General features: G+C 72.8%; 18 protein-coding genes and 3 pseudogenes. 5 read left to right on the top strand and 16 right to left on the bottom strand.

Annotation, left to right across the window (positions count from 1 at the left end):
* Nucleotides 1–177: 177 nt before the first annotated feature.
* The 4 genes and pseudogenes from KDK95_RS37360 to KDK95_RS07075 all read right to left on the bottom strand — a co-directional run.
* Nucleotides 178–273, bottom strand: a pseudogene (locus KDK95_RS37360) (DNA-binding response regulator); the annotation flags it as partial.
* 120 nt (nucleotides 274–393) lie between these two features.
* A pseudogene (locus KDK95_RS38165) lies at nucleotides 394–594 on the bottom strand (response regulator transcription factor); the annotation flags it as partial.
* A gap of 165 nt (nucleotides 595–759) precedes the next feature.
* Nucleotides 760–1,125 (bottom strand): annotated as a pseudogene (locus tag KDK95_RS38160) (response regulator); the annotation flags it as partial.
* 389 nt (nucleotides 1,126–1,514) lie between these two features.
* Nucleotides 1,515–2,237, bottom strand: a complete 723-nt coding sequence (locus tag KDK95_RS07075; RefSeq protein ID WP_212517214.1) for a DUF3000 family protein — start codon at nucleotides 2,235–2,237, stop codon at nucleotides 1,515–1,517.
* Nucleotides 2,238–2,485: 248 nt separating this feature from the next.
* On the opposite strand from KDK95_RS07075, the gene hemE reads away from it, so the two are divergent.
* The 3 genes from hemE to hemQ are packed head-to-tail and all read left to right on the top strand — an operon-like array spanning nucleotide 2,486 to nucleotide 5,666.
* Nucleotides 2,486–3,496, top strand: a complete 1,011-nt coding sequence (hemE, locus tag KDK95_RS07070) for a uroporphyrinogen decarboxylase (RefSeq protein ID WP_372463276.1) — start codon at nucleotides 2,486–2,488, stop codon at nucleotides 3,494–3,496.
* 2 nt (nucleotides 3,497–3,498) lie between these two features.
* Complete coding sequence (gene hemG / locus KDK95_RS07065; protein ID WP_307844228.1) at nucleotides 3,499–4,932, top strand: protoporphyrinogen oxidase; 1,434 nt, start codon at nucleotides 3,499–3,501, stop codon at nucleotides 4,930–4,932.
* Nucleotides 4,929–5,666, top strand: a complete 738-nt coding sequence (gene hemQ, locus KDK95_RS07060; RefSeq protein ID WP_212517212.1) for a hydrogen peroxide-dependent heme synthase — start codon at nucleotides 4,929–4,931, stop codon at nucleotides 5,664–5,666. The genes hemG and hemQ overlap by 4 nt, the downstream gene beginning before the upstream one ends.
* A gap of 91 nt (nucleotides 5,667–5,757) precedes the next feature.
* On the opposite strand, the gene KDK95_RS07055 is transcribed toward hemQ, so the two are convergent.
* The 6 genes from KDK95_RS07055 to KDK95_RS07030 all read right to left on the bottom strand — a co-directional run bounded on the left by KDK95_RS07055 (nucleotide 5,758) and on the right by KDK95_RS07030 (nucleotide 11,583).
* On the bottom strand, nucleotides 5,758–6,393 hold the full coding sequence (locus KDK95_RS07055) for a hypothetical protein (RefSeq protein WP_212517211.1): 636 nt from the start codon (nucleotides 6,391–6,393) through the stop codon (nucleotides 5,758–5,760).
* A 169-nt stretch (nucleotides 6,394–6,562) separates the two neighbouring features.
* Entirely contained in the window at nucleotides 6,563–7,606 is a 1,044-nt protein-coding gene (locus KDK95_RS07050) for an agmatine deiminase family protein (RefSeq protein ID WP_212517210.1), read from the bottom strand.
* 77 nt (nucleotides 7,607–7,683) lie between these two features.
* On the bottom strand, nucleotides 7,684–9,375 hold the full coding sequence (locus tag KDK95_RS07045; protein ID WP_212517209.1) for an urease subunit alpha: 1,692 nt from the start codon (nucleotides 9,373–9,375) through the stop codon (nucleotides 7,684–7,686).
* Nucleotides 9,372–10,070 (bottom strand): urease subunit gamma, encoded by a 699-nt coding sequence (ureA, locus tag KDK95_RS07040; RefSeq protein ID WP_212517208.1) that lies wholly within the window; start codon nucleotides 10,068–10,070, stop codon nucleotides 9,372–9,374. Before ureA ends, KDK95_RS07045 begins: the two co-directional genes overlap by 4 nt.
* A 292-nt stretch (nucleotides 10,071–10,362) precedes the next feature.
* Nucleotides 10,363–10,773, bottom strand: coding sequence for a peptide-methionine (R)-S-oxide reductase MsrB (gene msrB / locus KDK95_RS07035; protein WP_212517207.1), 411 nt, complete (start codon nucleotides 10,771–10,773; stop codon nucleotides 10,363–10,365).
* Between the two features lie 60 nt (nucleotides 10,774–10,833).
* Nucleotides 10,834–11,583, bottom strand: a complete 750-nt coding sequence (locus tag KDK95_RS07030) for a dihydrofolate reductase family protein (RefSeq protein ID WP_212517206.1) — start codon at nucleotides 11,581–11,583, stop codon at nucleotides 10,834–10,836.
* A 236-nt stretch (nucleotides 11,584–11,819) separates the two neighbouring features.
* Between KDK95_RS07030 and zapE the strand changes: the two genes are divergently transcribed.
* Nucleotides 11,820–12,878: a cell division protein ZapE gene (gene zapE / locus KDK95_RS07025; RefSeq protein ID WP_307844226.1), complete on the top strand. Its 1,059-nt coding sequence runs from the start codon at nucleotides 11,820–11,822 to the stop codon at nucleotides 12,876–12,878.
* 105 nt (nucleotides 12,879–12,983) lie between these two features.
* The gene (locus KDK95_RS07020; RefSeq protein ID WP_212517205.1) at nucleotides 12,984–14,186 is read left to right on the top strand and encodes a PPK2 family polyphosphate kinase; all 1,203 of its coding nucleotides are present in this window, start codon (nucleotides 12,984–12,986) and stop codon (nucleotides 14,184–14,186) included.
* A 270-nt stretch (nucleotides 14,187–14,456) separates the two neighbouring features.
* Here KDK95_RS07020 and KDK95_RS07015 read toward each other — a convergent pair whose 3' ends face one another.
* The 6 genes from KDK95_RS07015 to cysD form a co-directional block, all read right to left on the bottom strand.
* Nucleotides 14,457–15,245, bottom strand: a complete 789-nt coding sequence (locus KDK95_RS07015) for a sirohydrochlorin chelatase (protein WP_212517204.1) — start codon at nucleotides 15,243–15,245, stop codon at nucleotides 14,457–14,459.
* Nucleotides 15,246–15,309: 64 nt separating this feature from the next.
* Nucleotides 15,310–16,206, bottom strand: coding sequence for an ABC transporter permease (locus KDK95_RS07010; protein WP_212517203.1), 897 nt, complete (start codon nucleotides 16,204–16,206; stop codon nucleotides 15,310–15,312).
* Nucleotides 16,196–16,996, bottom strand: a complete 801-nt coding sequence (locus KDK95_RS07005; protein WP_212517202.1) for an ABC transporter ATP-binding protein — start codon at nucleotides 16,994–16,996, stop codon at nucleotides 16,196–16,198. Before KDK95_RS07005 ends, KDK95_RS07010 begins: the two co-directional genes overlap by 11 nt.
* A gap of 29 nt (nucleotides 16,997–17,025) precedes the next feature.
* Nucleotides 17,026–18,126, bottom strand: coding sequence for an ABC transporter substrate-binding protein (locus tag KDK95_RS07000; protein WP_212517201.1), 1,101 nt, complete (start codon nucleotides 18,124–18,126; stop codon nucleotides 17,026–17,028).
* A 151-nt stretch (nucleotides 18,127–18,277) separates the two neighbouring features.
* On the bottom strand, nucleotides 18,278–19,582 hold the full coding sequence (locus tag KDK95_RS06995; protein WP_212517200.1) for a sulfate adenylyltransferase subunit 1: 1,305 nt from the start codon (nucleotides 19,580–19,582) through the stop codon (nucleotides 18,278–18,280).
* 2 nt (nucleotides 19,583–19,584) lie between these two features.
* Complete coding sequence (gene cysD, locus KDK95_RS06990) at nucleotides 19,585–20,505, bottom strand: sulfate adenylyltransferase subunit CysD (RefSeq protein ID WP_212517199.1); 921 nt, start codon at nucleotides 20,503–20,505, stop codon at nucleotides 19,585–19,587.
* Between the last annotated feature and the right edge of the window lie 2 nt (nucleotides 20,506–20,507).

The following is a 20,507-nucleotide window of genomic DNA, read 5'->3' as shown; positions in this document are numbered from 1 at the left end:
GCCGGCGCGGTCGCCGGTGCCGAGCTTGCGGGCGGCCCGGGTGAGGTGGCTCGTCACGGCGGGCGATGGTCAGGCGATGATCCCGCCGCGCATGGCCACGGCGACCATGCCGGCGCGGTCGCCGGTGCCGAGCTTGCGGGCGGCCCGGGTGAGGTGGCTCGTCACGGCGGGCGATGGTCAGGCGATGATCCCGCCGCGCATGGCCACGGCGACCATGCCGGCGCGGTCGCCGGTGCCGAGCTTGCGGGCGGCCCGGGTGAGGTGGCTCGTCACGGCGGGCGATGGTCAGGCGATGATCCCGCCGCGCATGGCCACGGCGACCATGCCGGCGCGGTCGCCGGTGCCGAGCTTGCGGGCGGCCCGGGTGAGGTGGCTCGTCACGGCGGGCGATGGTCAGGCGATGATCCCGCCGCGCATGGCCACGGCGACCATGCCGGCGCGGTCGCCGGTGCCGAGCTTGCGGGCGATCCGAGCGAGATGGCTCTTCACGGTCAGCGCGCTCAGCCCCATCGTCTGCCCGATGGCCTTGTTCGAGCGGCCGTCGGCGACCAGCCGCAGCACCTCGATCTCGCGCGCGGACAGCTCGCGCACGCCGGCGTTCATGGTGTTCGGGATCGAGCCCTGGGCCAGCGCGGCCATCGTGCCGGCCTGTCCGGACATCGCGGCCAGCCGCCGCTCGCGCAGGTGCGCCGGGCCGTGGCCGTGCCCCATCGGGCCCGCGCCGTTCATCCCGTTCAGCCCCGGGCGGGCCTGCGGCAGCGTCCGGGCGCCGGTGACCACGTAGCCGCGCACCCCGGAGGCGAGCGCCGCGCGCACCGCGTTGGTGTCGTCGGCGGTGGAGATGGCGACCGCGCTGTTCCACCCGGCCGTGCGCATCTCCGCCAGCAACGCCAGGCCGGGGCCGTCCGGCAGATGCACGTCCACGACCGCGATATCGCGAACCGTGGCCATCCGGCTTCGCGCCTCGGCGATGGTGGAGGCCTCCACCACATCGCGCACTCCGAGTGCCCACAGATGGCGGGTCACTGAGGTGCGCACGCGCGGATCGTGCACAACTACCATCGCGGTCAGCTTGGCCGGCCGGTAGGCCAGCATGCTCGCGGCATGGTCGACGAGGACGGACACCCGAACCTCCCTGGAGGTGGAGGGTTGGACCGGTCGGCGAGGGTGGAGGGGCCGGCCGGACGGAAGGGCCTGTCTCTAGCCCTTCCGGGGAAGGAATCGGCAATGTGAGTGGCGACCTTTAGCGTGAGCCGACGGCCGAACGGCCGTGCGCTTCCGCCGTCCGGGCGAGACGCCACCGTACGGAACTCACCCGGACGCAGTAGCGGATCAGTCCGGTCCCGGCCTGAGGGGCAGCTGAATCCGCCGTGTGGGTAGGCTTCATACCCAGCGTGACCGACCGTTAACCAATTCTGGATGTACGCCCGTTTGGCTCAACGGACGTCTAGTGATCGAATGACCGGTCGTCCAGCGGTCCGCCCGCCGTAACCCCCCGCGGAGCGCGGCCGCGCTCAGCCGCCGACGCGCGGCAGCCGGGCGATCCCGGCCAGCTCGGGGGGCATCCCGACCGCCGTCGCCAGGCACTGCGACCAGGCCTCGACGTGCGCGGCGAGGCCCGGGCCGGCCTCCTGCGCGCTCCACCGGGCGCGGCCCGCGGCCGCCGCGGCGCGCTGCACGGCCGGGCCGCCGGGGATGGAGGCGTCCAGCGGCGGCAGCGGCGACCAGGACGCCCGCAGCTCGACCGACATGCTGGTGCCCTGGTCCGCGAGCTCGCCGTAGCCCGAGGACGCGCAGCGCGAGACGGTGCCGCCGAGCGCCGCGTAGTTCAGGCCGGACAGCGCCTCCCGCAGCCAGGACCAGGCGACGTCGGCCACCAGCGGGTCCTCAGCGATCTCCGGCTCGAGCTCCGCCTCCAGCAGCGTGACGCAGCGCCAGCTGCCGAGCCACTCCTCGTGGCCCGCGGGCTCGTACAGCAGCACGAAGCGGCCCGAACCGAGCTCCACCTCGCCGCCCTCGCGCTGCTCCGACGCCGAGACCGAGACCGCGTGGCTGTGCGTGGCGAGCCGACGCGGCGCCGGCAGCGGCTCGAACTCCAGGCCCGGCCGCGGCCGCAGCGCGCCGATGCCCCCGACCGCCGCCGCGAAGACCTCGGGCGTCGCCGGCCCGGCGCCGCCCGACGGCGCCTCGGCGACCTGGGCGCGGTGCGGGGTCAGGGGGTGCGGGTGCTGGGCCATGTGTCGCAGCGTACGACCGGGTGGCGGACCGCGGCGGGTAGGCGCGCCCAAGTATGCGCGAAGTCACCTGTGACGGTCCTCACAAAATGAAGAAGGCGTCCCGGGCGCCCGCGGCCGGGCGCGCCGGGGCGAGTACGGGTCCGCCCTCGCACGCGGGTATCGTGCATTTCGTGAGCAGCACCCAGAACGCGCAGAGCACCGATCCCGACGCCGCGGCCCCGGCGACCCCCGCCGCCGACTCCGCGTTCCTGCGCGCCTGCCGCCGGGAACCCGTGCCGCACACCCCCGTGTGGTTCATGCGCCAGGCCGGCCGCTCGCTGCCCGAGTACCGCAAGGCCCGCGAGGGCATCCCGATGCTCGACTCCTGCTTCATGCCGGAGCTCGTCGCCGAGATCACCATGCAGCCGGTGCGCCGCTACGGCGTCGACGCCGCCGTCTTCTTCAGCGACATCGTCACCCCGCTCAAGGCGATCGGCCTCGACCTGGAGATCAAGCCGGGCGTCGGGCCGGTCATCGCCGAGCCGGTGCGCGCCGCCGCCGACCTCGACCGGCTGCGCGCGCCCGAGCCGGACGAGCTCGCGCCGATCGCCGCCGCGGTGCGCCTGCTGACCGCCGAGCTCGGCGCCACCCCGCTGATCGGCTTCGGCGGCGCGCCCTTCACGCTCGCCAGCTACCTGATCGAGGGCGGCCCCTCGAAGGGCTTCGAGCACACCAAGGCCATGATGTACGGCGATCCGCAGCTGTTCACCGCGCTGCTGGACCGCGTCGCCGACATCACCTCGACCTTCCTGCTCACCCAGATCGACGCCGGCGCCTCCGCGATCCAGCTGTTCGACTCCTGGGTCGGCTCGGTCGCCCCCGTCGACTACCGGCAGTACGTGCAGCCCGCCTCCGCCAAGGTCTTCGCCGCCGTCGCCGACCGCGGCGTGCCGCGCATCCACTTCGGCGTCGGTACCGGCGAGCTGCTGCGCGACCTCGGCGAGGCCGGGGCCGACGTGGTCGGCGTCGACTGGCGGGTGCCGCTGCACGAGGCCGAGCGCCGCGTCGGGCCCGGCAAGGCCCTGCAGGGCAACCTCGACCCGGCCACGCTCTTCGCGCCGCCCGCCGCGCTCGACGCCGCGGTCCAGCGCGTGCTCGACGACGCCGCGCGGCTGCCCGGCCACGTCTTCAACCTCGGCCACGGGGTCCCGCCCAACGCCGATCCCGGGCAGCTGGCCCGGGTCGTCGACTACGTGCACGAAAACACCGTCCGGAGCTGACCGTGTCGTCCACGACGCCTCCCACCGGCCGCCGGCCGCGGCATCTGCTCGTCGTCGGCGGCGGGGTCACCGGCCTGGCCGCGGCGCGTGCCGCCCTCGCCGCCGGGCTCACCGTGACCCTGCTCGAGGCCTCGCCGGGCTACGGCGGGAAGCTCGTGCTCGGGCACGTCGCCGGGAGCACCGTGGACCTCGGCGCAGAGTCGATCCTGGCGCGCCGGCCCGAGGGCGTGGCGCTGGCCCAGGAGACCGGGCTCGCGGACGACATCGTGCACCCGGCCACCACGGCCGCCGGCGTGTGGAGCCGCGGAGAGCTGCACCCGCTGCCCTCCGGACAGCTGATGGGCGTCCCCGGCGACCTCCGGGCCCTGAGCGCGAGCGGCGTGCTCGGCTCCCGCGGCCTGGCCCGCGTGCAGGCCGACCGCGTGATGCCGAAGACGCCGGTCACCGAGGACGTGGCCGTGGGCGAGTACATCGCCCGCCGGCTCGGCCGCGAGGTCGTGGACCGGCTCGTCGAGCCGCTGCTCGGCGGCGTCTACGCGGGCCACGCCGACAAGCTCTCGCTGCGCGCCACGGTCCCGCAGCTCGTTCCGCTGGCCGCGGCCGGCACCCCGCTGACCACCGGCGTGCGCGATCTGCTCGCCAAGGGCGCGGCGGACTCCTCGGCCGCCGGCCAGGCGCCGAAGCCGGTCTTCGCGGGCATCCGCGGCGGCGTGGGACGGCTGCCCGGCGCCATCGCCGCGGATGTCGCCAAGCGCGGCGCGGACCTGCGCACCGACGTCGCCGTCCGGGCCCTGCGACGCACCGAGGCCGGATGGCGCGCCGAGCTGTCCGACGGCTCGACCGTGGACGGCGACGCCGTCGTGCTCGCCGTCCCCGGCTACGCGGCGGCCGACCTGCTGGCCGAGCACGCGCCGTCCGCCCTCCCCGAGCTGCGCGACATCGAGTACGCCTCGATGGCCATCACCACCTTCGCCTTCCACCGCAGCGCCCTGGCCGGCATGCCGCTCGGCTCCGGCTTCCTGGTGCCGCCGGTGGACGGGCGCGCGATCAAGGCCGCGACGTTCTCCAGCCTCAAATGGCCCTGGCTCGCGCACAGCGCCGGGGACCTGGTCATCCTGCGCACCTCGCTCGGGCGGCACGGCGAGGCCGAGATCCTGGAGCGCGAGGACGGGGAGCTGGCCAAGGCCGCGCTCGCCGACCTCGCCGACGCGATAGGCCTGACCGCCGCCCCCGTGGACCGGCACGTGCAGCGCTGGACGCGGGCCCTGCCGCAGTACGCGGTCGGGCACCTCGACCGCGTCGCCCGGATCCGCGCCGCGCTGCCGGCCGGCCTGGCCGTCGCCGGCGCCGCGTACGACGGCGTGGGCATCCCGGCCTGCATCGCCTCCGCGGACTCAGCCGTAAGCACACTGATTGAAGGGAACGACGAGAGATGACGGACACCACGGGCAGTGAGCAGCAGGAAAGGCCCGTGAGCCGGAAGGCGCGGGAGCTGAACGAGGAGATCCGCTACACCAGCTGGTCGGTCTTCAAGGCGGTCGCCGAGCTTCCGGAGGACGAGGGCCTGCGCGCGGGCTACGCCGAGGAGGTCGAGCAGCTGTTCACCAAGCTCGCCGCCGACCAGGACGTCGTGGTGCGCGGCACGTACGACACGGCCGGGCTGCGCGCCGACGCCGACATCATGATCTGGGCGCACGGCCCGTCGGCCGAGTCGCTGCAGGAGCTCTACTCGTCCTTCCGCAAGACCCTGCTCGGCCAGTGCTGCGAGCCGGTGTGGTCCAGCATGGCCCTGCACCGCCCGGCGGAGTTCAACAAGAGCCACATCCCGGCCTACCTGGCCGGCGAGGCGCCGCGCGACTGGGCCTGCGTCTACCCGTTCGTGCGCTCGTACGAGTGGTACCTGCTCCCGGACGAGGAGCGCCGCGCGCTGCTCGCCGAGCACGGCAAGATGTCCCGCGAGTACCCGGACGTGCGCGCCAACACGGTGCCGTCCTTCGCGCTCGGCGACTACGAGTGGCTGCTCTGCTTCGAGGCGAACGACCTGCACCGGATCGTGGATCTGATGCGCCACCTCCGCGGCTCCGAGACCCGCCGCCACGTCCGCGTCGAGATCCCGTTCTACACGGGCCGGCGCAAGTCGCTCGGCGAAATCGTCCGCGTTCTGCCGTAGGCGATTTCTCTGTTCTGCGTTTTAGACGGGCGCCCGCGACAATGCGGGCGCCCGTCGTTGTCGAATGCGACTAATTCACCGATTCGATTTCCTAGTCGATGGTCGTGCTCGTCAGCGACGGCGTCGCGGACGGGTAGCCCACCGCGCTGGCGTTGACGCCGATACCGATGACCGAGAGCACCGCGGTGAAGGTCAGGCCGGGGCTGCTGTAGCTCGTCCCGGACAGCGAGCTCGTGATCGTGCCGGAGGAGCCCGAGGTCAGATCGATGGTGAGGGTCGGCAGCGTGAACGTGGTGCCGGCGCTGATCGGGCCGGGGATGGAGACCGTGATCACGCCGGAGGCCTCGGACACGCTCGGCGTGCCGGAGCCGTAGTTGCTGCCGCCGGAGAGCGAGGCCGAGTCGTAGGTCGAGTTGGCCGGCACCGGGACCTCGAGCTTGATGCCCTGGATCTTCTTGACGGTGTAGCCGTCCGCGCTGCTGGGCACCGTGATCGAGCCCACGGACTCGGTGATGGCCAGGGACGAGTCGGCCGCGACGGTGCTGGGCGCCGAGGCGGTGACGGAGGCGCTGACGGTGAAGGTGCCGGTCTGGCCGAGCGCGCTGGCCTGGCAGTCGTAGGTGACCGCGGTGGCCGCGTCGGCGCTCGTCGCGACGCCGAACGCGGTCAGGCCCGCGAGCAGGGCGACGGCCAGCGGCCGCCGCGCGGTGGTGAGGGAAACGGACATGGCTGTATCGCACCTCTGACTGGAGTGTGGGTTTCCAAGGGAGGCGAGCCGGCTCAGTAGTCAGCGTACTGCGACGAATATGTCTGTCTACCGACCGGTAGCGAACGCCTGGAATATTTTGTGCGCTATTTCCTTTTCGGCACGCGGGAACAAATCGAACGGATATTTCTCAGACCGCCGGCTGCTGCTGGGTGATGCAGTGGATGCCGCCGCCGCGCTCGAAGATGGGCCGGGCGTCGACGAGCTCGATCTTGCGGCCGGGCAGCAGCGAACCGAGGATCTCGGCCGCCTGCGCGTCGCGCGGGTCGTCGAAGCCGCAGAGCAGCGCGAAGCCGTTGCCGAGGTAGTGGTTGATGTACGAGTAGTCCACCGGCTCGCCGTCCGCGTCGGTGATCACCGTCGGCGCCGGGAGCTCGACCACCTCGAGGGCGCGGCCGCGGGCGTCCGTCGCGCCCCGCAGCAGGGCGGCGTTCGCCTTGCCCACCTCGTGGTCCGGGTGCGCCGGATCCGGCTGCGTGTGCACGACCACGACGCCCGGCTGCACGAACGCCGCGACGATGTCGACGTGCCCGCGCGTGCCGAACTCGCTGTAGTCCCGGGTAAGCCCGCGCGCCAGCCAGATGACCTTGCCGACGCCGAGGAAGGCCTTGAGCTCGTCTTCGACCGCTTGCCTGGTCCAGTCCGGGTTGCGGCCCGGGTCCAGCTGCACGGTCTCGGTGACGAGCACCGTGCCCTCGCCGTCGACGTGGATGCCGCCGCCCTCGTTGACCAGGCGCGAGATGAAGCGGCGTGCCCCGGCGTGCCCGATGACCGATTCGGCGATGTCCGCGTCCTTGTCCCACTGCGCCCAGGACTGCGCGCCCCAGCCGTTGAAGATCCAGTCGGCGGCGGCGAGCTCGCCGGCCCCGCCCCCGGCCCCGCGCGTCAGGAAGGTCGGGCCGATGTCGCGCATCCAGGCGTCGTTGAGCGGGAACTCGACCTTGGCGACGGCCGGGTCCAGCCACTCGTCGGCCGACGCGCGCGCCGCCGGGTCGACGACCATCGTCACCGGCTCGTAGCGCACGATCGTGTTCGCCACCTGCGACCACGCGCGGTACGCCTCGGCCGGGTCCTCGCCGAGCGTGTACCCCTCCGTGGGCCAGGCCATCCAGGTGCGCTCGTGCGGCGACCATTCGGCGGGCATCGCGAATCCGAGCTCTGCGGGGGTGGGCATGTCAGGGGTCTCCTCGGTCACGGGAAGCGTCACTGGAACCGTCCTACGAAGCGTCATGCGAAGCGTCGTGCGAAGCGTCAGAGGAAGTACAGGCGGGAGAGCGGCACGGTCTCGGCCGGCGGAGAGCTGACCGGCTCGCCGTCGAGGGTGACCGCGCCGGTCGCCGGGGCCACCTCGACCAGGCCGAGCCGGGCGTTGCGCACCATCGAGGCCGGGCCGATCCCGCGCGTCCCGCGCACGCCGACGCGGCGCCGCCGGGACGGGAAGCGGTCCGACTCGGCCTCGGCGGCGGCGCCGGAGACGAAGGCCACCGACAGGTCCGCCGCCGTCGCGCCGTGCGCCCCGAACTGCGGCCCGAGCACGAGCGGCTCGCAGCGGTCGGTCGCCGCGTTCGGATCGCCGACCACGCCGTACGCGGGGAAGCCGGCCTTCAGCACGAGCTGCGGCTTCGCGCCGAAGTACCCGGGCCGCCACAGCACGACGTCCGCGAGCTTGCCCACCTCGAGCGAGCCGATCTCGTGCGCGAGACCGTGCGCGATGGCCGGGTTGATCGTCAGCTTCGCGATGTAGCGCAGAATGCGCGCGTTGTCGTGCGCGGCGGGCTGCGCGCCGTCGAGCCCGCCGAGCTCGGCCTTCATCTTCGCCGCGACGGCGAACGTCCGGCGCACGGTCTCCCCGGCGCGGCCCATCCCCTGCGCGTCGGACGAGGTGATCGGGATGACGCCGAGGTCGTGCAGCACGTCCTCCGCGCCCATCGTGCCCGCGCGGATCCGGTCGCGGGCCATCTGGGCCTCGCCGGGCAGCTCCGGCTTCAGGTCGTGCGCCGAGACGATCATGCCGAAGTGCTCGCCGAGCGCGTCCCGCCCGAACGGCAGCGTCGGGTTCGTCGAGGAGCCGATCACGTTCGGGACGCCGGCCAGCCGCAGCACGTTCGGCACGTGCCCGCCGCCGCAGCCCTCGATGTGGAAGGCGTGGATCGTGCGCCCCTCCAGCACCGCGAGGGTGTCCTCGACGGACAGGCACTCGTTCAGGCCGTCCGTGTGCAGCGCGACCTGCACGTCGTGCTCCTCGGCGACCCGCAGCGCGGTGTCCAGGGCGCGGGCGTGCGCACCCATGTCCTCGTGCACCTTGAAGCCGCTCGCCCCGCCCTCGACCAGCGCCTCCACGAGCGGATCGGCGTTCGAGGACGAGCCGCGGGCCAGGAAGCCGATGTTCACCGGCCACGCGTCGAACGCGTTGAACGCGTGCCGCAGCGCCCACGGCGAGTTCACCCCGACGCCCCAGACCGGCCCGAACTCCTGGCCGACGATCGTGGTCACGCCGGAGGCGAGCGAGGCCTCCATGATGCGCGGCGAGAGCAGGTGGACGTGCGTGTCGATGGCCCCGGCGGTCGCGATCATCCCCTCGCCGGACACGATCGTCGTCCCCGTCCCGACGACGACGTCGACCCCTGACATGGTGTCCGGGTTCCCGGCCCGCCCGATCGCGTGGATCCGCCCCTCGCGCACGCCGATCGACGTCTTGCCGATGCCGAGCACCGGGTCGATCACCAGGACGTTGCTGATCACCAGGTCGCACGTGGCGCGCACCGACGCGGCCTTCAGGTGCAGCCCGTCGCGCGCCGTCTTCCCGAACCCGGCGAGGAACTCGTCCCCCGGCTGCTGCGAGTCGAACTCGACCTGAGCGATCAGCCCGCTGTCGCCCAGCACGACCCGGTCGCCGACCCGCGGGCCGTGCACCGAGACGTACTGCTCCGCGTCGAAGCTCATCGGACGCCGCCCTCCACGGTCAGATACCCGCACGCCGCGGCCTTCGCCAGCGCGCGCTCCTTCGCCCCCGGCTCGTCCAGCGGGCCGTCCACCAGCCCCGCGAACCCGATCGCCACCCGCTCCCCGCCGATCGGCACCAGCGAGACGCGCACCGCGGCCCCCGGATCGAACCGCACCGAGGACCCGGCCGGCACCGCCAGATGACGTCCGTAGGCCGCCGCCCGGTCGAAGCGCAGCCGCGGGTTCGACTCGAAGAAGTGGAAGTGCGACGTGACCGAGATCGGCACGGAGGCGGTGTTCACGACCTCCAGCGACACGACGTCCGCCGGCTCGACGGCAGCATGCTGCGACTCGTCCCGCAGCAGGATCGCCCCCGGCGCGCCCGCCTGCTCGCCCCCGATCGGATCCGAGATCACCGCGAGCCGCGTCCCGTCCTCGAACACGGCCTCGACCTGCACCTCGGTCACGATCGCCGCGACCCCCGGCAGCACGTCCGCGGGCCCCAGCACCCCGCGCCCGGCCGCCACCGCGTCCGCCAACCGCGCCCCGTCCCGCGCCGCCTCGCACACCGTATCGGCGATCAACGCCACCGCCTCGGGCACGTTCAGCCGCAGGCCCCGGGCCCGCCGCGCGCGGGCGAGCTCGGCCGCGGTGAAGATCAGCAGCCGGTCCCGCTCGGTCGGAGTCAGTCGCATGAGGCCAGTCCACCACACCGTGACCAGTGCCGACAGCGAACCGGCCCGGTCACTCTGTAGCCGATCCAGCCGTTCGGCTGCCAGCCCGTCTCGCGGCGCCGCCGGGCCCGGTTTCGGCGCGGGGCCGGGGCCCGGGGGTGCTGCCGCAAACCCGGCCGCCGACAAGCGCCGACCCCAGCGTTCACCGCGCGGCGTGGCGATCGGGGCAGGCTCCCATCCGGAGCGGGTACGCCGTCGTTCCCGCCGAGGCCTGCCCGGTCGGCTACCCCGCCGTCCACGCTCGCGGACTCGGCTACTCCGCCGCCTTCGGCTCCAGCGTCAGCGAGATCGAGTTGATGCAGTAGCGCTGGTCGGTCGGGGTCGGGTAGCCCTCGCCCTCGAAGACGTGGCCGAGATGCGAGCCGCACTTGGCGCAGCGGACCTCGGTGCGGACCATGCCGTGCGACCTGTCGGCGATCAGCTCGACCGCGTCGCTGTCGGCCGGGTCGTAGAAGGAGGGCCAGCCGCAGTGCGAGTGGAACTTCTCGGTGGACCGGAACAGCTCGCTGCCGCACGCCCGGCAGCGGTATACGCCCTCTGTCTCGGTGTCCGTGTACTCGCCCTTGTACGCCGCCTCGGTGCCCGCCTGGCGCAGCACCTGGTACTCCGCCGGAGAGAGCTGCGCGCGCCACTCATCCTCGGTCTTCTCCACTTCGTATCCCATATTCATGAGGGTACGTCGTTTGAGGAGCGGTCCTGAAGGCTGTGCTCGCTTACCGGGTCCTTACGTCACCACGTACCTGGCGAACAGGAAACCGTCCTCGGTCAGCAGGGTGTGCAGGTTGAGCTTCATCGGCACCGGGAACGCCGGGCCGTCCAGCAGGCGCAGGCCGTCGCCCGCTCTGAGCTGCGGCGATACGGACAGGCAGAGCTCGTCGAGGCGCCCCGCGGCGGCGACCGCGGCGAGCAGCTTGGGGCCGCCCTCGCACAGGAGCCTGCTGCGGCCGGTGTCGACCAGGCGGTCTACGGCCTCGGCGAGGTCGACTCTGCCGCGCGGGCCCGCGATCAGCACCTCGCCGGCCGCGCGGGCCAGTTCCAGGCGCTCCGGGGGCGCGTCGGCGACGGTGACGGTGATGGTCGGGGTGACGGCGTCGGTGTAGAGCGGGGAGTCGAAGTCGACGTCGAGCGACGAGCTGACGACGGCGATCGCGGCGGCCGGGGGCTGGCCGGCGGCAGCCCTGGCCTCGGCGAACTCCTCGCGGACGACGACGGGGCGGTGGTAGCCCTCCGTGCGCACGGTGGCCCCGCCGACGAGCACCACGTCGGCCAGGCCGCGCAGGGTGCGCAGCACCCTCAGGTCCGCCGGGCCGGACAGGCCGCGGGAGGCGCCGTCGGCCTGGGCCAGTCCGTCCACCGAGGCCACCAGATTCGCCCGCAGCCAGCGCCGCGCTCCCCGCGGATAGGCGTACACGGTGCTCAGCTCGGGCTCCGGCCGGGACCGCGGGGGAGGGGGCTCGGGGATCAGTTGCCGCATACCCCGCATGCTAAGGGCGGGCGCCCGGGCGGCGGTCAGCCCGGGCAGCTATCCGGGCGAGCGCGGTCGGAGCGCCGCACCACGGAGAGCCGCGCCGGAGGACGACCGGAAAGTGAGGCAAGTCACGTGTATCCGGGCGAGCGTGCCCGGATAGTGAGGCACGTCACGTGCCATCGTGAGGCAGCTCACGCGGCCACCTGCCATGATCACCATCCGCGCTCGATAAAATTGATCATGTGACGATCGCCGAGCGCGGCTACGCGAACTCCCTCACCGAGCGCCGACCCGCCGTTTCCGCCGACCGGCTGATCGCGGAGCTCGTGCCGCCGCCGCGGTTCGCGCACGCGCGCTTCGCCACCTACATCCCCGACGCGGCCGAGCCGAGCCAGTCGGCCGCGCGCGATCTGCTCTCGGAGCGGGCCGCGGCGTGGTCCGGCGGCGGCTCCGGCGGGAAGTCCGGCATACGCGGGCTGCTGCGCCGCTCCTCCTCCGCGGCCGGCGGCGAGGGCCGCGGCGTCTACTTGGACGGCGGCTACGGCGTCGGCAAGACCCACCTGCTCGCCTCGCTCTGGCACGAGACCGAGGGGCCGAAGGTCTACGGCACCTTCGTGGAGTACACGAACCTGGTGGGGGCGCTGGGCTTCGGGCCCACCGTCGCGCACCTGGCCACCCAGCGGCTGGTCTGCATCGACGAGTTCGAACTCGACGATCCCGGCGACACGGTGCTCGTCTCCACGCTGCTGACCCGGCTCGCCGAGGCCGGCGTGCAGCTGGCCGCGACCTCGAACACGCTGCCCGGCCAGCTCGGCGAGGGCCGCTTCGCCGCCGCCGACTTCCTGCGCGAGATCCAGGGCCTGGCCGCGCGGTTCACCGCGGTGCGCATCGAGGGGCGGGACTACCGGCGGAGGGACGGCGCGTCGGCGCCGGATCCGCTCAGCGACGCCTCCGTGCGCGGGTACGCCGACGGCGGCGAGTCCCGCTTCGTCGACGACTTCGACGCCCTCGTGAAGCATCTCAGCACCCTGCACCCGAGCCGGTACGGCGCGCTGCTCGACGGCGTCGAGGCGCTCGGCCTGCTCGGCGTGCGCCCGATCGAGGACCAGAACGCCGCGCTGCGCTTCGTCGTCTTCGTCGACCGGCTCTACGACCGCTCGGTCCCGGTGCTCGCCTCCGGCGTGGCCGCCGACCGGCTGTTCACCCCGGAGCTGCTGGGCGGCGGCTACCGGAAGAAGTACCTGCGCGCGGTCAGCCGGCTGATCTCGCTGACGAAGGCGGGCGCGGCGCTCGTCGCCTAGGGCTGATAACCGCCGGTGAATGCGCGGTGAACCGGCGGGCACCCCGCGGTGAATCACCTGCGGACCGGTGGTGCATCCGGCGCGCTCGCATGGGAGAATCCGGTCATGGCGCAGAAGCAGGACAAGCAGAAGAAGCCCGCCAAGGCCAAGGATGCCGGGAAGGCCGAGAAGGCGGCGCGGGCCGAGAAGCTGCGGACCAAGGAACTGACGAAGGCGGTCCGGGCGAAGGCCGACAAGGCCGTCGAGGTCACCAAGGCCACTGCCAAGTCCGCCGCGAAGAAGGCCAAGGACTTCGAGGCCGAGGCCCGGCGCGCCCAGGAGGAGTACAAGGCCGCCAAGGCGACCGCGAAGGCCGTGCTGAAGGTCGAGGACGCCGAGCTCGCGCCCGAGGAGGCCAAGCAGCTCGTCGAGCAGGTCGCCGCGCAGATCGTCGCCGCCGAGGCCGCCTTCGCCGACGCCCCGATCCCGGACACCGTCCTCGGCGAGCTGCTGCGGCTCAAGCCCGGCGCCCCGGTGGACCTGGCCGCGATCGAGACCGCGGCCACGCCCGGCGTGGAGAACCGCGCGCAGGTCGAGGCCCAGCTCCCGGCGCTCGCCGCGCGGGTGGCCGAGCTGCAGGAGCGGCTCTACGCCGCGGCCGCCGGCGGGGACTCGAAGCGCCGCGTGCTGCTCGTGCTGCAGGGCATGGACACCTCGGGCAAGGGCGGCACGGTGCGCCACGTCGTCGGCCTGCTCGACCCCAACGGCACCCGGATCAGGGCGTTCAAGGCCCCCACGGTCGAGGAGCAGGCGCACGACTTCCTCTGGCGGATCCGCAACAACGTGCCGGAGGCCGGCCAGATCGGCATCTTCGACCGCTCGCACTACGAGGACGTGCTCGTCGCGAAGGTGCGCAAGCTGGTGCTGCCGATGCACATCGGCCGCCGCTACAACACGATCAACCGCTTCGAGAAGTCGCTGGTCGACGACGGCACCGTGATCGTGAAGTGCTTCCTGCACATCTCGCCCGACGAGCAGCGCGAGCGGCTGCTGGCCCGGCTGGAGAGCCCCGCCAAGCGCTGGAAGTACACCCCGACCGACGTCGACGACCGGATGCTGTGGCCGGACTTCCAGGAGGCCTACCGGATAGCCCTGGAGCGCTGCGGCACCGAGGCGGCGCCCTGGCACGTCGTGCCGGCGGACCGCAAGTGGTACCGCAACTACGCCGTGCTCCGGCTGCTGATCGAGGCGCTCGAGTCGATCGATCCGCAGTACCCGCCGGGCGACTTCGACCTCGCCGCGGAGCGCGAGCGGGTTCTCGAGTCCTGACCGTTCTCGAGTCCCGACCGCGCGGGCCGATTCCGATGATCGTGGGAATGCGCCGATCGGGTAGCAGTCGGCAACCGCGGAGCTGACACGCCGTCGGGCAGGTCGATGTAGGCCGTGTCTTCGGACTAGCGTCGGATCAGGCCGCGGTGTCTGATGCGTGCGCACGCAAGGCGTAGGAGCGGGCGCACATTCGTCGTCTGTAACCGTCCCTGCAAGGCCGCGAGCGTGCGTGGCAGGTGCCGTGGCCCGGCGATCGTCGGAGGGCGTGGCCTAGCGTCGCAGGGCGCTTCCGTTCCGGGCCCCCGGGCGGGGGCGCCCTCCGTGGCTGCCCGCGTTCCGCCGCAGCGCGGCGCCGGCCCGGGCGACCACCAGCCTGAGCAGCGCCGGGTCCACATCGGCCGGGGTGGCCAGCGGGGCGGCCATCCGGACGCCGGGGGTGCCGTTGGCGACCCGGTCGGCCAGCAATCCGGGAGCGAGGAAGTAGCTTGCGATCACGACGTCCCGCGCACCCGCCGCGCGGGCCCCGGCGACCGCCCGGGCCGCGTCGGGCTCCGCGGCCGCCGCGTAGGCGGGGCTGACGCTGTGCCAGCCGGTGCGGGCCCAGCGCGCGGCCGCCGCCTCGAGCACGCCGCGCGCCGCTGCGTCCGAGGTGCCCGCCGAGGCCAGCACGACGGCGGTCTCCGGGTCCCCGGGCCACACGCCGAGCTCGCGCAGCCGCGACTCCATGGCCTCGATCAGCAACCGGTCCGGGCCCAGCGGCTCGGCGACCAGGATGCGCTCGTGCGCGCCGAGGGCCGCGCGCGCCTCGGCGACCGCGGCGGGCACGTCGTGCGCCACGTGGTAGCCGTGGTTGAGGAACATCGGCACCGCCACGATCGGCTCGTCGCCGCCCTGCCGGGCAAGCAGCCGCGCCGCCTCGACCACGTCCGGGCCGCAGAGCCCGAGGTGGCCGACCCGCGCGGCGTGCCCCTGTCGGTGCAGCTGCGCGCACAGGGTCTCGTAGGACGCCGCGTAACGCGGGTCCCGAGAACCATGGGCGACGAGCAGCAGCCGACTCACGCCGCCACCTCTTCGGCGCTCGCGGGGAATCGCACCGTTCTCAACGGTTCGCTCGCAAGCTCGCTCACGAGCGGACCAGCCCCCGGCTGCGCAGCAGGCGCCGCTCGATCGGCGCGAAGAACGCGGCGTTGATGCCGATGCCGATCACCAGGATGATGATCAGGATTCCGAACGCCATCGCCATGTCGTTGTTGTCGCCGGCCTCCGCCATCGCCTGGCCCACGCCGGGGCCGAGGTGAGGGGAGACGGCGATCAGCTCGGCCGCCATCAGCGAGCGCCAGGAGAACGCCCAGCCCTGCTTCAGGCCGCTGACGTAGCCGGGCAGCACCGCCGGGAACAGCACGTGCCGCGCCGAGTTCAGCCCGCGCGCGCCGAGGTTGCGGCCCACCCGGGTGTAGATCGGCGGGATCTGGTCCACGCCGTCGATGAGGCCGATCGTCACGGACGGGATCGCCCCGAGCAGCACCACGGTGTAGATCGTGCCGCTGGTGATGCCGAACCACATGATGCCGATCGGCACCCAGGCCACCGACGGCAGCGACTGCAGGCCGGACAGGATCGGCTGGATCGCCGCGCGCAGCCACGGGATGCGCGCGATCGACAGGCCGAGCACCGTGCCGACCACGACCGAGATGGCGAAGCCGATCACGCCGCGGGAGACCGAGTCCCAGATCGCCGCGCTGATCTGGTACGTGCTCCAGTTCGAGGTCAGCTCGTCCCAGACGTCGGCCGGGCCGGGCAGCACCCAGGCCGGCTTGATCTGCGCCAGCACCAGCAGGTCCCAGATCAGCAGCAGCGCCACGACCGCGAGCACCGGCGGCAGCACCTTGGCCAGCAGCACGCGCCGCCACCAGGGCTTGCGCGATTCGGCGGCGGTCTCCAGCGCGTCCAGGCCGGCCTCGAGCGAGGTGAACTCGGCCTCGGGCTCGGGCACGAGATCTTCGACGACTTCAGTTGCCATGGCGGCTGATCTCCTTGTGCAGCTCGGCGGTGATCTGCCGGGTCAGGTCGGTCACCGCGGCGTCCTCGATCCGCCGCGGCTGCGGGATCTCCACCCGCCACTCCCGGGCGATCCGGCCCGGGCGGGAGGAGAGCAGGATGACGCGCTGGCCGAGGCGGGCGGCCTCGCGCACGTTGTGCGTCACGAAGATGACGGTCAGGCCGGTCTCCGACCAGAGCTTGACCAGCTCCTCGTGCAGCACGTCGCGGGTGATGGCGTCGAGCGCGGCGAACGGCTCGTCCATCAGCAGCACGTCGGCCTGCTGGGCCAGCGAGCGCGCCAGCGCGACGCGCTGGCGCATGCCGCCGGACAGCTCGTGCACCCGCTTGTCGTAGGCGGAGCCGAGCCGGACCAGGCCCAGCAGCCGCTGGGCCTCCTCGCGCCGCTCGGCCTTCGCGCGCACCCCGCGCAACTTGAGCGCGAGTTCCACGTTGCGGCCCGCCGTGAGCCAGGGGAAGAGCGCCGACTCCTGGAACATCAGCGCCGCGTGCCCCGGGCGCGAGCCCTTCCCCGGCAGCTCGATGAGGCCCGAGCTGGCCGGGTCCAGGCCCGCGATCAGGTTCAGCAGCGTCGACTTGCCGCAGCCGGAGGCGCCGAGCAGGCAGACGAACTCGCCGGGCGCCACGGACAGGTCGATCCCGTCCAGCACCGGCACGCCGCCCTTGCCGAAGGTCTTGGTCACGCCGGTCAGCCGTACGGCCGCCGGCTCGACCGCCTCGAGCTCTTCGCCCACGGTCGCGGTCACAGTCATCGCGGTGTCCCTTCTCCTGGGTCAGTCGGTCACGAGGTGGAGACCGTGGTCTCCCCGGCCTTCGTCAGCTCCTGGTTGAGCAGCGTCAGGTCGAAGATCCCGGTGAGCGAGGTGCTCTTGAGCAGTCCGTCGGCCACCGCGTGGTCCAGCGAGGTCTGCAGCGAGGAGACCAGCGGGTCGTTGGTCACCGACTCCTCGGTCCAGGCCCGCTCGATCTCGCTCGCCTTGATCGTCGAGCCGGTCAGCTTCTTGATCGCGCCGCTGATCAGGGTCTGCGCCGCGGCCGGGTTCGCCGTGATCCACTTGTTCACGGCGATCTGCGCGTCCAGCAGCTCGGCCACCGTCTGCGGGTGGGCCTTGAGGTACGCGGTGTTCACGACGAGGTTCGTCGTGGCGAACTCGCCGGCGGGCCACAGCGACTTCTCGTCCACCAGCACGTGGCCCTTGCCCTCGACCACCAGCCGGGAGGCCCAGGGCTCGGGCACCCAGGCGCCCTGGATCTTGCCCTGCTCGAACAGGCTGAGCGTGGTCGCGTTCGCCTCCGGCTGGATGCTCACGTCACCGCCGCCCTGCTCGTTCGTCGTGTAGCCCTGCTGCTTGAGCCAGTAGCGCAGTGCCACGTCCTGCGTGTTGCCGAGCTGCGGGGACGCGATGGTCTTCCCCTTGAGCTGCGCGGCGGAGGTGATGGAGCTGTCGACGACGAGTTCGGCGCCGCCGGTCTCGGCGCCCGCGACGATCGTCAGGCCCTGCTTGTCAGACTTGGTCCAGGCGGACAGGGCGGAGGAGGGGCCGACGTACGCGGCGTCCAGCTGGCCGGACAGCAGCGCGGTCATCTCGGCCGGGCCCGCGTTGAAGATCGTGGTGCTCAGCGTGGTCGAGCCGAGATCCTTGGCGAGCGTGCCGTTCGCGACCTCGGCGATCGCGGTGGAGTGGGTGACGTTGGCGAAATAGCCGAGCCGCAGCGACGAGGCCGCGGTGCCGGAGGAGGTTCCGGTGCTGCCGCCGCCGGCGGCAGAGCTCGTCCCCGCCGTCGCATGGGCGCACGCGCTGGTGACCGCGAGGGTCAGTGCGCCGACGACGAGGGCAGAGGCGGTGCGCAGCGCTAAGGGGAACTTTCCGGTTCTGGGCATGGGTTTCCTCGCGAGGAGTCGAAGGGAAGGGCGGGGTGGTGCGATGGCGCGGCGTCGTGGGCGCGACACCCGCTCAGCCGCCCGGTGCCCTTCGGCTCGATCGCGCCGGAGATCCCGGCGAGTATGAAGTGGAACACTGACATCCTCTTGCTCAGTCCTCGGATCCCAGCGGCACGCCCACCATGCCCGCGGTCAACGTCGTCCCGTCGGCGTCGTCGATCAGCAGGAAGGAGCCGGTGCGCCGGTGATCGGCGTAGTCGTCCAGCGGAAGCGGGGCGGCGGTGCGCAGCGTGACCTGGCCGATGTCGTTGGCCCGCAGCGCCTCCGGGTTCGGGTCGCGGCGCAGCGTCTCCAGGTTCAGCGTCGAGTCCAGCGAGCGCACGATCGCCTTGACGGTCGAGGTGCCGTGGCGCAGCAGCACCCGGTCGCCCGCGCGCAGCGGCCGGTCGGCGATGTGGCAGACCGTGGCGACCACGTCCTGCGTCACCTCGGGCGCCCGGTCCGCCGCGACGATCACGTCGCCGCGGGAGACGTCCACGTCGTCCGCGAGCCGGATGGTCACCGACTGCGGCGCGTAGGCCAGGTCGACGTCCTGCTCGCCGAGCCGGTCGATCCCGGCGATCGTGGTGCGCCGGCCCGAGGGCAGCACCAGCACCTCGTCGCCCGGACGGAACGCGCCGGCGGTGACCTGGCCCGCGTAGCCGCGGTAGTCGCGGAACTCGGGGCTCTGCGGCCGAAGGACGTACTGGACCGGCAGCCGCGCCGCGCAGAACTGCGGGTCGTGGTCGACGTCCACGTTCTCCAGGTGCTCGAGCAGCGTCGGGCCCGCGTACCAGTCCATGTGGTTCGACGGGTCCACGACGTTGTCGCCGGCCAGCGCCGAGATCGGGATCGCGGTCACGTCCGGCACGCCCAGCGCCCGGGTGTAGGCGGCGAACTCGTCGGCGATCGGCGCGAACACCGACTCCCGGTAGTCCACCAGGTCCATCTTGTTCACCGCGAGCACCACGTGCGGCACCTTCAGCAGCGCCGCGACGGCCGCGTGCCGGCGGGTCTGCTCGACCACGCCGTGCCGCGCGTCCACCAGCACCACGGCCAGCTGCGCGGTCGAGGCGCCGGTGACCATGTTCCGGGTGTACTGCACGTGGCCCGGCGTGTCGGCCAGGATGAACCGGCGCTTCGGGGTCGCGAAGTAGCGGTAGGCGACGTCGATCGTGATGCCCTGCTCGCGCTCGGCGCGCAGGCCGTCGGTCAGCAGCGCCAGATCGGCGCCGTCGAGGCCGCGCTCGCGCGAGACCCGCTCCACGGCGTCGAGCTGGTCGGCGAAGACCTGCTTGGTGTCGTGCAGCAGCCGGCCGACGAGGGTGGACTTGCCGTCGTCGACGGAGCCCGCGGTGGCCAGCCGGAGCAGCGTGCCGGCCGGCGTCTCCAGGGGCGGCTCGTGGATGGCGGTCATCTTTAGAAATACCCCTCGCGCTTGCGGTCTTCCATGGCGGCTTCGGACATCTTGTCGTCGGCGCGCGTCGCGCCGCGCTCGGTCAGCGTGGACGCGGCGATCTCGGTGATGATGTCCTGCAGCGTCGCGGCGGTCGAGTCGACGGCGCCGGTGCAGGACATGTCGCCGACGGTCCGGTAGCGCACGGAGCGCGTCTCGATCGTCTCGCCGTCCTTCGGCCCGCCCCACTCGCCGGGCGTGAGCCACATCCCGTTGCGCTTGAACACCTCGCGCTCGTGCGCGAAGTAGATCTCCGGGAGCTCGATCTTCTCCTGCTCGATGTACTGCCAGACGTCGAGCTCGGTCCAGTTGCTCAGCGGGAACACGCGCACGTGCTCGCCGGGCCGGTGCCTGCCGTTGTAGAGCGACCACAGCTCGGGGCGCTGCCGGCGCGGGTCCCACTGGCCGAACTCGTCGCGCAGCGAGAACACCCGCTCCTTCGCGCGGGCCTTCTCCTCGTCGCGCCGTCCGCCGCCGAACACGGCGTCGAAGCGGTGCGCGTTGATCGCGTCCAGCAGCGGCACGGTCTGCAGCGGGTTGCGGGTGCCGTCCGCGCGCTCGCGCAGCCGGCCGTCGTCGATGTAGTCCTGCACCTTCGCGACCTCCAGCCGCAGCCCGTGCTCCGCGACGGTGCGGTCGCGGTACTCGAGCACCTCGGGGAAGTTGTGGCCGGTGTCGACGTGCAGCAGCCCGAAGGGCACCTTGGCGGGCCAGAAGGCCTTCATCGCCACGTGCAGCATCACGATCGAGTCCTTGCCGCCGGAGAACAGCAGCACCGGGCGCTCGAACTCGGCCGCGGCCTCGCGGAAGATGTGCGCGGCCTCCGACTCGAGCGCGTCCAGGTGGCTCAGGCGAAGGGGGCTCACGGTATCCACAACGGTCATGT

Origin of the sequence: Actinospica acidithermotolerans (genome assembly GCF_018139625.1) — a bacterium.
Lineage (GTDB): Bacteria > Actinomycetota > Actinomycetes > Streptomycetales > Catenulisporaceae > Actinospica > Actinospica acidithermotolerans.
The sequence above is the reverse complement of the archived record's forward strand: the minus strand, read 5'-3'. Positions and strand labels throughout refer to the sequence as shown.